General features: G+C 67.9%; 13 protein-coding genes. 3 read left to right on the forward strand and 10 right to left on the reverse strand.

The features are described from left to right. Position 1 precedes the first annotated feature (1 nt). From AC07YS_RS26910 to AC07YS_RS26945, 8 genes are all read right to left on the reverse strand, one after another. Positions 2 to 730, reverse strand: coding sequence for an ABC transporter ATP-binding protein (locus tag AC07YS_RS26910; RefSeq protein ID WP_495269483.1), 729 nt, complete (start codon positions 728 to 730; stop codon positions 2 to 4). Beyond that, entirely contained in the window at positions 723 to 1,499 is a 777-nt protein-coding gene (locus AC07YS_RS26915) for an ABC transporter ATP-binding protein (protein ID WP_095948517.1), read from the reverse strand. The genes AC07YS_RS26910 and AC07YS_RS26915 overlap by 8 nt, the downstream gene beginning before the upstream one ends. Beyond that, positions 1,496 to 2,458, reverse strand: a complete 963-nt coding sequence (locus AC07YS_RS26920) for a branched-chain amino acid ABC transporter permease (RefSeq protein WP_095948518.1) — start codon at positions 2,456 to 2,458, stop codon at positions 1,496 to 1,498. Before AC07YS_RS26920 ends, AC07YS_RS26915 begins: the two co-directional genes overlap by 4 nt. Further along, entirely contained in the window at positions 2,455 to 3,315 is an 861-nt protein-coding gene (locus AC07YS_RS26925) for a branched-chain amino acid ABC transporter permease (RefSeq protein WP_495269484.1), read from the reverse strand. Before AC07YS_RS26925 ends, AC07YS_RS26920 begins: the two co-directional genes overlap by 4 nt. Before the next feature lie 36 nt (positions 3,316 to 3,351). After that, positions 3,352 to 4,554, reverse strand: coding sequence for an ABC transporter substrate-binding protein (locus tag AC07YS_RS26930; RefSeq protein WP_235926917.1), 1,203 nt, complete (start codon positions 4,552 to 4,554; stop codon positions 3,352 to 3,354). Between the two features lie 97 nt (positions 4,555 to 4,651). Further along, positions 4,652 to 4,975, reverse strand: a complete 324-nt coding sequence (locus AC07YS_RS26935) for a 2Fe-2S iron-sulfur cluster-binding protein (protein WP_062470484.1) — start codon at positions 4,973 to 4,975, stop codon at positions 4,652 to 4,654. A gap of 8 nt (positions 4,976 to 4,983) precedes the next feature. Beyond that, a complete protein-coding gene (locus tag AC07YS_RS26940) occupies positions 4,984 to 6,429 on the reverse strand; it encodes a glutamine synthetase family protein (RefSeq protein ID WP_495269485.1) in 1,446 nt (481 codons plus the stop codon). A 9-nt stretch (positions 6,430 to 6,438) separates the two neighbouring features. Then, on the reverse strand, positions 6,439 to 7,779 hold the full coding sequence (locus tag AC07YS_RS26945; protein ID WP_495269486.1) for an aromatic ring-hydroxylating dioxygenase subunit alpha: 1,341 nt from the start codon (positions 7,777 to 7,779) through the stop codon (positions 6,439 to 6,441). Positions 7,780 to 8,076: 297 nt separating this feature from the next. Between AC07YS_RS26945 and AC07YS_RS26950 the strand changes: the two genes are divergently transcribed. Next, positions 8,077 to 8,811, forward strand: a complete 735-nt coding sequence (locus tag AC07YS_RS26950; RefSeq protein WP_070061340.1) for a GntR family transcriptional regulator — start codon at positions 8,077 to 8,079, stop codon at positions 8,809 to 8,811. A 16-nt stretch (positions 8,812 to 8,827) separates the two neighbouring features. On the opposite strand, the gene AC07YS_RS26955 is transcribed toward AC07YS_RS26950, so the two are convergent. Further along, complete coding sequence (locus tag AC07YS_RS26955) at positions 8,828 to 9,634, reverse strand: metallophosphoesterase (RefSeq protein WP_495269487.1); 807 nt, start codon at positions 9,632 to 9,634, stop codon at positions 8,828 to 8,830. Between the two features lie 129 nt (positions 9,635 to 9,763). Here AC07YS_RS26955 and AC07YS_RS26960 point away from each other — a divergent pair, with 129 nt between their 5' ends. Further along, the gene (locus tag AC07YS_RS26960) at positions 9,764 to 9,937 is read left to right on the forward strand and encodes a hypothetical protein (RefSeq protein WP_167394953.1); all 174 of its coding nucleotides are present in this window, start codon (positions 9,764 to 9,766) and stop codon (positions 9,935 to 9,937) included. Between the two features lie 50 nt (positions 9,938 to 9,987). Here AC07YS_RS26960 and AC07YS_RS26965 read toward each other — a convergent pair whose 3' ends face one another. Then, positions 9,988 to 10,959, reverse strand: coding sequence for a LysR family transcriptional regulator (locus AC07YS_RS26965; RefSeq protein ID WP_495269488.1), 972 nt, complete (start codon positions 10,957 to 10,959; stop codon positions 9,988 to 9,990). A gap of 123 nt (positions 10,960 to 11,082) precedes the next feature. On the opposite strand from AC07YS_RS26965, the gene AC07YS_RS26970 reads away from it, so the two are divergent. Then, complete coding sequence (locus AC07YS_RS26970) at positions 11,083 to 11,625, forward strand: hypothetical protein (protein ID WP_495269489.1); 543 nt, start codon at positions 11,083 to 11,085, stop codon at positions 11,623 to 11,625. Positions 11,626 to 11,695 lie beyond the last annotated feature (70 nt).

Below are 11,695 nucleotides of genomic sequence, written 5' to 3' on the forward strand. Positions count from 1 at the left end.
CTCAGCCGGCCGGCGCCTCGGCGATGCCGACGCCCAGCAAACCTTCGAGCAAGTCCTTGTCGGACGCCAGCGCCGCGCTCGGGCCGGCGTGCACGACGGTGCCGCGCTCCAGCACGATCGCCTGGTGCGTCATGTCCAGGGCCAGCACCGGGTGCTGCTCCACCACGATCGAAGCCAGGCCTTCCGATTCGCACAGCCGCCGGATCGCCGCCGCCAGCTCTTCCACGATGATCGGCGCGAGGCCTTCCATCGGCTCGTCGAGCAGCAGCAGCTTCGGGTTGGTCATGAGCGCGCGGCCGATGGCCAGCATCTGCTGCTCGCCGCCCGAGAGCTGGTTGCCGTAGTTGCCGCGCCGCTCGCGCAGGCGCGGAAAGAACTCGTAGACGCGCTGCAAGGTCCAGCTGCCGGGGCGGGCGATCACCGTGAGGTTTTCTTCCACCGTGAGCGAGGGGAACACCTCGCGCTCCTGCGGCACCCAGCCCAGTCCCGCGCGCACGCGCTGGTGCGCGGGCCAGCGCGTGATGTCGGCGCCCTGCCAGCGGATCGCGCCCTGCATCACGCGGGTGTTGCCCATCAGCGTTTCGAGCAGCGTGGTCTTGCCCACGCCGTTGCGCCCGAGGATGGCCAGGCTTTCGCCGGGCCGCAGCGAGAAGTCGAGGCGGTCGAGGACCACGGCGTTGCCGTAGCCGGCGGTGACGCGGTCGAAGGCGAGGGCGGCGGTTTCAGCCATGGTGGTGCGAGCTTCCCAGGTAGACCTCGCGCACGCGCGGGTCGGCGCCGATCTCGGCGGGCGTGCCTTCGGTGAGGATGCGTCCGCCCACCAGCACCGAGATGCGGCGCGCAAAGCGGAACACGAGCTTCATGTCGTGCTCGATGAAGAGCACGCTGATGTCGGCCGGCAGCGCCGCAATGGCTTCGAAGAGTTCGCCGCTCTCGTCTTCCGGCACGCCGGCGGCGGGCTCGTCGAGCAGCAGGATGCGGGGCTTGGCGGCGAGCGCCAGCGCGATCTCGAGCAGCCGCTGCTTGCCGTAGGCCAGCTCGGCCACGGGCACGTCGGCCAGGGCGTCGAGCTTCAGCGTGGCCAGCAGCGCATGCGCTTCGTCGAACACGGCGGTGCAGCCCTTGAGCGGCCGCCACCAGGTGGCGCCCAGGCCTTCGCGCTCGCTGATGGCCAGCACCACCGACAGCAGCGGCGTGAGGCTGGGAAACAGCGTGTTGATCTGGAAGGTGCGCGCCAGCCCCATGCGGGCGCGCTTGTCGCCGGGCAGGCGCGTGATGTCGCGCTCGCCCAGGCGGATCGATCCGCTGGTGGGCTTGAACACGCCCGTGAGCAGGTTGATGAGCGTGGTCTTGCCGGCGCCGTTGGGGCCGATCAGTGCCTGCCGCGCACCGGGTTCCAGCGACAGGTTGACGTCGCTCACGGCCTGGAAGGCGCCGAAGCGGATGCCCAGGTTCTGCGTGCGCAGCGCGTGCGTGGTGGTTGCGGTGGTGGAGCTCATCGCGCCTTCCCCGTGCGCACCACGCGCGAGAGCGCGCCCATGATCCCGCCGCGTCCCAGCATGACGGCCGCGATCAGGAAGATGCCGAGCCAGAACATCCAGTACTGCGGGTTCATGTCGGCGAACCAGTCGTGCACCAGCATGTAGACGATGGCGCCGATGAGGCCGCCGTACAGCCGCCCGGTGCCGCCGAGCACGAGGATGATCAGCACTTCGGCCGAGCGGTTGAAGCTGATCGATTCGATGCCCACGAACTGCGTGGTCTGCGCCAGCAGCGCGCCCGCCACGCCGGCCACGGCGGCCGACATCGCGTAGGCCATGCGCAGGCGCGCTTCCACCGGCGAGCCGATGGCCGTCATGCGCTTGCGGCTGTCGTGGATGCCGCGCAGCGCCAGGCCGAAGGGCGAGCGCAGCACCAGCCGCACCAGCAGGAACATCGCGAGCACCACGCCGAAGGCATAGCCGAACGCGGTCTTGCCGTAGAGGTCGAAGTCGAACAGGCCGAGCACCGGCGCGATCACCACGCCCTGCAGGCCGTCGGTACCGCCCGTGATGCCCGAGAGCCGGTTGGCCAGCTCGAACAGCAGCACGCACACGCCGATGGTGATCATCAGCCGCGTGAGGTCGGCGCCGCGCACCACGAGGTAGCTCAGCACGTAGCCCAGCAGGGCGCACACGGCGAGCGCGAACGCCAGGCCGGTGAAGGGCTCGCTCCAGCCGTACTTGGCGAGCAGGCCGGCCGCATAGGCGCCCGCGCCGAAAAAGGCCGCGTGGCCCACGGTGAGGATGCCCGCGTAGCCCAGCGCCATGTCCAGCGACACGGCGAAGAGCCCGAAGATCATGATCTGGCTCATCAGCGTGAGCTTGTCGGGCAAGAGGAAGAAGCTCGAGGCGAGCGCGAGCCAGAAGGCGATTTCGGCCACGCGCAGCTGCGCGGGGGACAGGCTCAGCGGCTTCATGCGAGCCCCTTCTTGGCGACGATGCCGTTCGGGCGCACCAGCAGCATGACGATCATGAACACGTAGATGAGAAAGGCGCCCATTTCAGGCAGGTAGTACTTGCCCGCCACGTCGACGATGCCGACCAGCAGCGCCGCGATGAACGGGCCGGTGACGGTGCCCGCACCGCCCACGCACACCACCATCAAAAAGTAGACGAGGTACTTGAGCGGGAACGACGGCTCCAGCCCCAGCATGCCCAGGCTCAGCGCGCCGCCCAGGCCCGCCAGGCCGCAGCCCAGCGAGAAGGTCAGGAAGAACAGGCGCTGCACGTGGATGCCCGTGCCGCCCGCCACGCGCTGGTTGTCGACGGCGGCGCGCACCATCGCACCGTAGCGCGTCTTGCCCAGGCCCAGCAGCAGCGCGACCAGCACGGCCACGCCGCAGCCGATGAGGAACAGGCGGTAGCGGCCCACTTCGAGGCCGAGCAACGACACCTGGCCCTCGAGTGCCTTCGGCAGCGTGAAGGGCTGCATCGTCGGGCCGAAGAAGTAGGTGAACGCGGCGATCGAGACGAACACCACGCCGATCGACAGCAGCACCTGGTCCAGCGGGTGCGCGCGGTACAGCCGCCGGTAGAACACGAACTCCAGCACCGCACCCACCAGCGCCGCCGCCACGAAGGCCGCCGCCAGCGAGAGCCCGAAGCCCAGGCCCCACTGGTTCATGAGCACGCTGGCCGCGTAGCCGCCCACCATCGCGAAACTGCCGTGCGCGAGGTTGACGAAATTCATGAGTCCCATCGTGATGGACAGGCCCACGCCGATGAGAAACAGGAGCATGCCGTAGGCCACTCCATCGAAGATCACGATGCCCATGAATTTCCTGCTTGCTGCGTGCTGGCTGGCGTTGGCTTACTTGGGAGCGGCTTCCTTGGCCGGGTCCTTGACGCGCTCGAACTTGTCGAACTCCACGTTCACCAGCTGGCCGTTGGCGCGCTCGGTCTTGCGGATGTAGACGGTCTGCACGATGTCGCGCGTGGCGGCGTCGATCTCGATCGGGCCGCGCGGGCTCTCGAAGCTCAGGCCCTTGAGCGCGTCCATGAACTTGTCGCCGGCGGTGTCGCCCTTGGTCTTGGCCAGCGCCAGGTCGATGGCGGCCATGGTGTCGTAGGCGGTCACGGCGAAGTAGCTGGGGCGCAGCTTGGCGCCGTTGTCGGCGGCGAAGTCCTTCACGAACTTCTGGTTCTTGGGCGAGTTGTGCGCGAACGAGTAGTGGTGGCTGGTGACGAGGCCCAGCGCCACGTCGCCGGTGGCGTCCAGGTAGCTGTCGTCGGTGGCTTCGCCGGTGGCGAAGAGCTTGATGCCGGCCTGTTCCATGCCGCGCTCCTTCCACACCTTGAGGAAGGCCGGCGGCATCACGCCCGAGGGGAAGAAGAAGAACACGGCCTGGGGCTTGGCGTCCTTGATGCGCTGCACGTAGGCCGAGAAGTCGGGGTTGTTCATCGGCGTGCGCACCTCGCCCGAGACCTTGCCGCCGCCGGCGGTGAAGGCCTTCTTGAACGCGGTCTCGGCGTCGACGCCCGAGGCGTAGTCGGCGACCACGGTGTAGGCGTCCTTCACGCCCTGCTTGAGCATGTAGCGCGCCATCGGGTCGGTGACCTGCTGCACGGTGAACGACAGGCGCGCCACGTAGGGCGAGCTGGTGGTGATGGCCGACGACGCCGCGTTCATCACCAGCGTGGGGATCTTGGCCTGCGTGGCGATGGCGCCCACGGCGTAGGCGTTGGGGCTGAAGTCCAGGCCGGTGAGCACGTTCACCTTGTCGCGCACGATGAGCTCCTGCGCGATGCGCTTGGCGGCGTCGGGCGCCGGGCCGGCGGTGTCTTTCTTGATGATCTCGACGGTGCGCCCGCCCACCTTGCCGCCGTGCTCCTTCAGGTACAGCGCGATGCCGGCATCGAACTGGCGGCCGTAGTCGGCGTAGGGGCCGGAGTAGGTCGCGATGAGGCCGATGCGCAGCGGCTCGCTGGTCTGTGCTTGAGCAGCACCCGCCATGCCGAGGCCGGCGAGCAGCAGGGTCGAGAGGAGGGTTCGCTTGGTCATCGTCGTCGTCATGAAAAAACGCCTTTCAGTGGGAGTGGAATGCGCCGCACGGGCGCCGCTGGCTTGTAACCGGATGTTTGGCAGCGGGCGATGATGCCCGACGCGTTGGTCAGACCTGTGTATCGGGCACACGCACCGTGAGGCCATCGAGGGCGGCGCTCACGCTGAGCTGGCAACTCAGGCGCGAACCGGGCCGGCGCTCAGACGCGACGGCATCGAGCAGCGCGCTTTCCATGTCGTCGGGCGGCGGCAGCAGTTCGAGGAACGCGTCGTCGACGTAGACGTGGCAGGTCGCGCACGAGCAGCAGCCGCCGCACTCGGCGTCGATGCCGCGCACGTTGCCGCGGATGGCGGTCTCCATCACGCTGGCGCCGACCTTGGCGTCGACCTCGCGCGTGGTGCCGTCCTTGAGGATGTAGTGGATCGTGGGCATTGAAGGGTTCAGAACATGTCGAAGTACTCGCGGTGTTCCCACTCGCTGACTTCGAGGTTGAAGCGGGCGATTTCCGCTTCCTTGATGTGGCACAGGTAGTCGACGAAGGTCTTGCCCATCTGCGTGTTGAGCATCTCGTCGCGGCGCAGGCAGGCGAGGGCGTCGCCGAGCGATCGCGGCAGTTGCTCCGCCGGCGTTTCGTACGGCGCATCGGCCGAGGGGCCGGGGTCGGTCTGGTGGCGGATGCCGTCCAGCCCCGAGAACAGCTGCGACGCGAGGTACAGGTACGGGTTGGCCGTCGGCTCGCCCACGCGGTTCTCGATGCGCGAGGCGCTCTGGCCCGGGCCGCCGAGCACGCGCAGCATCGCGCCGCGGTTGTCGCGGGCCCAGATCGCGCGGTCGGGCGCGAGCGAGAAGGGGCGGTAGCGGCGGTAGCCGTTGATCGTCGGGCTGGCGAGCGCGGCCGCGCCGCAGGCGTGCGCCTTCAGGCCGCCGAGGTAGTGCATGCCGATCTCGCTGAGGTCGCGCCCGCCGGGCTCGGGCATGAAGGCGTTCACGCCGTCGCTCTTGCGGCGCAGCGACTGGTGCAGGTGCCAGCCGCTGGACATCACGTTCGGGATCTTCGGGCGGCACATGAAGGTGGCGTGCAGGCCGGCGCGCTGGCAGATCTGCTTGATGGCGCTGCGCAGCAGCACCATGGTGTCGGCGGGCGTCACGCCGGCCGTGGGGCCGAAGGTGAGCTCGAACTGGCTCGGGCCGAACTCGATCTCCAGCGAGCGCAGCGGCAGGCCGAGCGCCACGAGCTGCGAGCGCAGCAGCTCCATGAGGCCGTCGACGCGGTCGTAGCGCAGCTCGGTCAGGTACTGGTGGCCATGCGACAGCAGCGACACGCGCGGCGGTTCGCCGGGCTGGCCCGAGTCGGGCAGGTCCATGCGCGCGTCTTCGAGCTTGAAGACGTGGAACTCGACCTCGAGGCCGGCGATGAAGTCCAGCCCGAGTTCGTCGAGCTGCGTCACCGCGCGCTGCAGGATCTGCCGCGTGGCGAAGGGGCAGGGCCGGCCGTCGGCCATGTAGGCGTCGCACAGGATCCAGCCGGTGCGCGGCGCCCAGGGCAGCACCTTGAAGGTGGCAGGGTCGGCCACGATGGTGAAGTCGGCGCCGCCCTGCAGGCCCTCGATGGCGAAGCCGCCGCCCTGCGTGAACACGGGGAACACGGTCTTGTGCGAGGTGTCCTTGGCCAGCAGCGTGGAAGTGAGGTTCACGCCCTCCCACAGGGCCGAGCGCGCCTCGCCCGCGACCAGGGTCTTGCCGCGCAGCAGGCCGTGCTGGTCGGGCCAGGCGAAGCGGACGGTGTCCACCTCGCCGCTGTCGATGCGGCGCACGAGTTCGCGCGCCTGCGCATGCTGGTCGGACGACCAGAGACCGAAGCGGTCGACGAAGGTGTGGCTGTTCATGGCGCGTGCTCAGGCAGCAGCAGCGGCCAGGCGTGCGGACGCCCAGTCGGACTTCAGGCGGCGCGCGCGGTCGGCGTCCTGCCAGTAGGCCTCGGTGGCGGCTTCATCGACCACCTTGCCGATGCCGTCGATCGACGGCGGGCCGGTCATGGCGCTGGCCTGCGCGGCGTCGATGAGCATCGGCGCGGTTTCGCCGGCCAGCGTGGCCTCGATGGCCTTCACCAGCACGCGGCGGTAGGCAATGATGCCCTTGTCGGTGCTACCCAGGTGCTCGCGCGTGCGGTCCTGGATGGCGCCCTGCGACTCCACCGCCCACTGGTCGTGCACGTTGATGTCGTCGCCCATGCCGGTGTAGGTTTCGGTCAGCTGCTCCTCGATGCTGTAGCCGTAGTTGTTGCGCTTGTTCTTGCGCGAGGTGTAGTCGGGCAGCTCGTACAGCTTCAGGCGCTGGTCGCGCATCTGCTGTTTGTCGACCGGGCCGGTGAAGCTGGTGAACACGGCGTACCAGTAGCAGTGCGTGTCGTCCACGGGCACGTGCCATTGCGAGATGGTCATCTCGGCGCTCATCGGGATCACGAAGGCCTGCGGGAACACCACGTTGGTCACGCGCACGTGGGTGGTGTCTTCCGACAGCTTGCGCAGCGCCTTGAGGCGGAAGCCGTAGTCGGTGGGCTCCACGCTGATGTCGGGGCGGTCGTACTCGCGCAGCACCTTGGTGATGGGCATGTCGGAGTCGGCCGAGGCGCCGCGGAACTGCTTGCCGTAGCTCTCGGAGGTGTCCTCGTCCTCGAAGAAGCGGTGCAGGTACGAGGCGTGCGCGGGGTCGATGCCCACTTCGAGCGCCTGCAGCCAGTTGCATTCGAAGAGGCCCTTGAACGCGAAGGTGTGGCTGTCGGGCGCGACAAAGCAGTCGAAGTCGGGGAAGGCCGGGGGCTCGCCCTCGCCGATGTACGCGAAGACCACGCCGGCCTTCTCGATCACCGGATAGGCCGACTGCTTGATGCGGCTGCACAGCTTGCTGGTGGCGGGTTCGGCCGGGGTCTCCAGGCAGTTGCCCTTGGCGTCGAACAGCCAGCCGTGGAAGGCGCAGCGGATGCCGCCGTTTTCCAGCCGGCCGAAGGCCAGGTCGGCACCGCGGTGCGGGCAGTCGCGGTCGAGCATGCCGAGCTGGCCGCTCTCGTCGCGGAACAGCACGAAGTCCTGGCCCATGAGCTTCACGGGCTTGACCGGGCGCGGACCCGCCAGTTCGTCGGCCAGGGCCACCGGCTGCCAGTAGCGGCGCAGCAGCTTGCCGGCGGGGGCGCCGGGTCCGACGCGGGTGATGAAATCGTTTTGCTCGGCGCTGATCATCGTGCGGGCTCCATCGAGAGGTCTTTGTCAGAAGGCCTGCAGGCATTGCATGCAGTTGTATGCATTGTCTTGGTGATTTTTGACAAAGGTCAAACTTTCATCGGCTCAATCGCCCTGTTTTGGGGCTTGAAGCGGTCATATATAGGGTTAACTCTGAGGTGATTGTGTGTTTTTGACACACTTCAGTTTGCAGTGCATGCAACAACCGCGCCCGTTTGGCTATGCTGCGTGCAGTGGCGGGCGGGTCTCCTAGAATCCGCCCATTCATCCCTCTCCTTGTTGCCCTGGCGCCTCCCGATGGACTCTCAACAATCCCGCGTGCTCGTGCAACTGCGCGACCTGATCCTCAAGGGCGAATTCGTGCCCGGAGAGCGGCTGGCCGAGATCCCGCTGGCCGAGAAGCTCGGGGCCTCGCGCACGCCGGTGCGCCTGGCGCTGGCCAGCCTCGAGCACGAAGGGCTCATCGAGCAGTCGCCCAGCGGCGGCTACCAGATGCGCCGCTTCACCTCGCAGGAAGTGGCCGACGCCATCCGCGTGCGCGGCGTGATCGAGGGCTTTGCCGCCCGTTTGCTGGCGGAAGACGGCGTGTCGCGCCAGTTGCTGCGCGACCTGAAGGACTGCCTGGAAGACGGCGACCGCGCCGTCAACAAGCCCAGCATGGAGATCGACGACTACGCGGCGTACGTCGAGATGAACGACCGCTTCCACAAGCTGATCCTCGAAGGCTGCGGCAACCTTGCGCTCAAGCGCGTGATGGACATGCTCGGCGGCCAGCCCTTTGCCGCACCCAGCGCGATGCTGCCCATGCAGTCGTCGATGGAGGAGGGCCAGCAGTGGATGCGCCAGGCGCACCGCACGCACCACGCGATGGTGCAGGCCATCGAGCGCGGCCAGGGCTCGCGCGCCCAGGCGCTTGGCGAGGAGCACGTCGAGATCGCGCGCATGAACCTCGACTACGCGCTGGAGCGGCCCGAACTCGCGGCCGAGCTCATGCCGGGCATCCGGCTCGTGGCCAAGGGGCGCACCGCCTGACCGGCGAAACGGCCGGTCAGCGGATATCGATCAGCAGCTGGGGCTGGTAGCCCTCTTGCTCGCCGTTGCTGCGGTAGCCCAGCGGATTGGCGACCACGCGGCAGCCGTCCTTCACATAGTCGAACGGGCAATGCAGGTGGCCGTGCAGCCACAGCTGCGCGTGCGGCAGCAGCTCGTCGAGCGAATTGCAGAAACCCGCGGTCCCGGGCGTGAGCCCGTAGCGGGGATCGGCGCTCGCGAGGCTGGGCGCGAAATGGGTGATGGCCACCGTCGTGCCGTCGTAAGGCTGGGCCAGCGCATCACGCAACCAGGCCTGACAGGTGAGCGCTTGCTCTCTCATTTCGGCAGCCATGAAGGGCTTGCCGTCGCGTGTGCCGGCCATTTTCTCGAGGTAGAAATCGGCCGCGCGCATCGCCTTGCCGCGCTTCTTGAGCGCCTCGGCGAGGCCGTCGCGGGGCTCGACCAGCGCGTCGAAATCGGCCCACAGCGTGGTGCCGATGAAGCGGATGCCTTCGATGACCAGCGTTTCGCGCTCCAGCCAGAGGATGCCGAGCTCGTCGCACAGCGCCCGCAGGCGCGCATGCGTCGCGTCGAAATCGAGGTTGTCGTACTCGTGGTTGCCCGGCACGTAGACCACCGGCGTCGGCCAGCCCTTGCGCGGCGAGAAGCGGCCCAGCCCGAAATCGGTGTCCGCCAGGCGGGAGCCTTCCTGGTAGGAGCCGATGTCGCCCCCGAGCACCAGTAGGTCGGCGCCCGGGATGGGGTCGGCATGAAAGTTGGGGTGGGATTCCAGGTGGAGGTCGGAGAGCAGTTGCAGCTTCATCGTCGGGTCAGTCTAGGTGAATCGCACTATGCGTGAGATGCATAACCTGGGGCTTGCTTTACTAGGGATTACCCTTAATCTACATCCATCGTTAATCAACCCCGTCGCAGCCACAAGCCGCGCACCGTCATGTTCAGTCTTCTTGCCCAAGTGGCCCGTTTCTTCCGTTCGTCGCCGAGCCAGACCCCCGCCAGCCACGCCGCTGCGCTGATGGAAAGCGCCGACAGCCGTGCCGGTCGCGGTGCGCACCACGCGCAAGAGCTGCGTGCGGCGGCTTCCGCCTGGCTCAGCGTCGTCAGGTAATTCGCTGACGCGCGCCGCCCCGTGCGGCGCACCCGGGATCCAAGGGCAGGTCACGCCTGCCCGTGGACCGAGCCCGCAAACGCCGCGGCCGCCGAGCGCAGCAGCGCCGTGCGCAGCCACTCGTGCGAATGCCCATGCTGGGCGCGCCGGTGCCAGATGGCATCCACGTGCACCGGCGGCTGGTCGAAGGGCAGGTCCCGCACCACCAGCTGATTCTCGATGCCCGTCACGCTCACGAAGTGACGCGGCAGCACCGCCAGCAGGTCCGAATTCGCGACCACGCGCCCGGCGGTAAAGAACTGGTTCACCGTCACCGCGATCCGCCGCTCGCGCCCCATGGCGCCCAGCGTCTGGTCGATGAAGCCGTACGGCCGCCCCGAAAAACTCACCAGCAGGTGCCGCGCCGTGCAGTAGCTGTCGAGCGTCAGCGGTGCGCTGGCCAGTGGATGGCCGCGCCGCATCACACAGACATATTGGCCCAGGTAGAGCCGCTGGGTCTCGAACGGCGCCCCCACCCCCGACTGACCGCGCGCCGCCAGGCTCGCGATCACGGCGGGAAAGTAGCCGATCGCCATGTCGACTTCTTCGTGCTCCAGCATGCGGCGCGGGTCGCGCGTGGTCAGCGGCAGCACGCGCAGCGAGATGGCTGGGGCTTCTTCTTCCGCAATCTTCACCAGGCCCGGCATGAGCTCGGCGGCTGTGGCGTCGGCCATGGCCAGCAGGAAGGTCGTGTCGGCGGTGCCGGCATCGAACTCGCCGGGCGCCAGTGTGTGTTGCAGCTGGCGCAAGGCGTCACGCACCGTCGGCCAGAGGGCTTGCGCGCGCGGCGTGGGTTCCACGCCCGCACCGGAACGCCGCACCAACTCGTCGCCCAGCAATTCGCGCAAGCGGCGCAGCGAATTGCTCACGGCCGGCTGGGTGATCGCGAGGTTGCGGGCGGCGCGCGTGAGGTTGCGCTCCGCCATCACCTCGTCGAAGACGCGCAGCAGGTTGAGGTCGAATGTGCGGAAATTGACGTCCATCAGCGATATGAATGATAAACATCAAAAAGATAAAGTGGCGGAACACTGGGGTAATCCCTAATATCGGGCCATCGGCCTTGTTCGCCACCACTGATTACTACTTATCCCCAGGAGGGATGCATCATGACCAGCTTTGTCCACGTTGACCAACCCACCGAACATCCCGGCGTCCGTCGCGCCGAAGTTCTCTTCGGCCAGATCCAGGCCGCCCGTGCCGGCGCCCATGGCGCCCGTCCGCTGATCGCACTGTTCGTGCTGGCCCTCGCGGCCGCCGTGCTCGTGGTCGCCGACAAGATCGTCTCCAACTGGGACGAAGGCGCGCTGCTCGCCGCATGGACCGTGTTCTGCGTTGCCGCCATCGCCTTGTTCGCGCTCTTCGTCGGCTCGGTCCGCAAGAGCAGCCTGGCCACCCTGTGGCGCGAAGCTGCTGAGCGCCGGGCGCAAGCGCGTGCAGACGCCCGCTTCCTGGCGACCGCCCAGAGCGACCCGCGCATCATGCAAGAGCTGCAGGCCGCGGTGTGGCGCCAGCAGTCGGACGACGTCGTGTCGGTCGAAGCCGTCGCCAAGGTCGAAGCACTGGCTCGCATGAACCGTCGTTCGCAAGAAGTGCGCATGCCCACGCTGTACGAAGCGATGCGCCGCATGAACAGCTCGCGCTATTACTAAGCAAGGCTGGGCCGGGCGCTGAGTGGCCGGCTGTAGCTGAGTTGGTTCAAAGGCCCGTCGGACGTATGTC

This window comes from Variovorax sp. GW458-11-26-14-LB1, from assembly GCF_059423965.1.

Coding starts and splice junctions, on each gene's coding strand:
- AC07YS_RS26910 (WP_495269483.1), bottom strand. CDS start 730: ATGGCTGAAACCGCCGCCCTCGCCTTCGACCGCGTCACCGCCGGCTAC.
- AC07YS_RS26915 (WP_095948517.1), bottom strand. CDS start 1,499: ATGAGCTCCACCACCGCAACCACCACGCACGCGCTGCGCACGCAGAAC.
- AC07YS_RS26920 (WP_095948518.1), bottom strand. CDS start 2,458: ATGAAGCCGCTGAGCCTGTCCCCCGCGCAGCTGCGCGTGGCCGAAATC.
- AC07YS_RS26925 (WP_495269484.1), bottom strand. CDS start 3,315: ATGGGCATCGTGATCTTCGATGGAGTGGCCTACGGCATGCTCCTGTTT.
- AC07YS_RS26930 (WP_235926917.1), bottom strand. CDS start 4,554: ATGACGACGACGATGACCAAGCGAACCCTCCTCTCGACCCTGCTGCTC.
- AC07YS_RS26935 (WP_062470484.1), bottom strand. CDS start 4,975: ATGCCCACGATCCACTACATCCTCAAGGACGGCACCACGCGCGAGGTC.
- AC07YS_RS26940 (WP_495269485.1), bottom strand. CDS start 6,429: ATGAACAGCCACACCTTCGTCGACCGCTTCGGTCTCTGGTCGTCCGAC.
- AC07YS_RS26945 (WP_495269486.1), bottom strand. CDS start 7,779: ATGATCAGCGCCGAGCAAAACGATTTCATCACCCGCGTCGGACCCGGC.
- AC07YS_RS26950 (WP_070061340.1), top strand. CDS start 8,077: ATGGACTCTCAACAATCCCGCGTGCTCGTGCAACTGCGCGACCTGATC.
- AC07YS_RS26955 (WP_495269487.1), bottom strand. CDS start 9,634: ATGAAGCTGCAACTGCTCTCCGACCTCCACCTGGAATCCCACCCCAAC.
- AC07YS_RS26960 (WP_167394953.1), top strand. CDS start 9,764: ATGTTCAGTCTTCTTGCCCAAGTGGCCCGTTTCTTCCGTTCGTCGCCG.
- AC07YS_RS26965 (WP_495269488.1), bottom strand. CDS start 10,959: ATGGACGTCAATTTCCGCACATTCGACCTCAACCTGCTGCGCGTCTTC.
- AC07YS_RS26970 (WP_495269489.1), top strand. CDS start 11,083: ATGACCAGCTTTGTCCACGTTGACCAACCCACCGAACATCCCGGCGTC.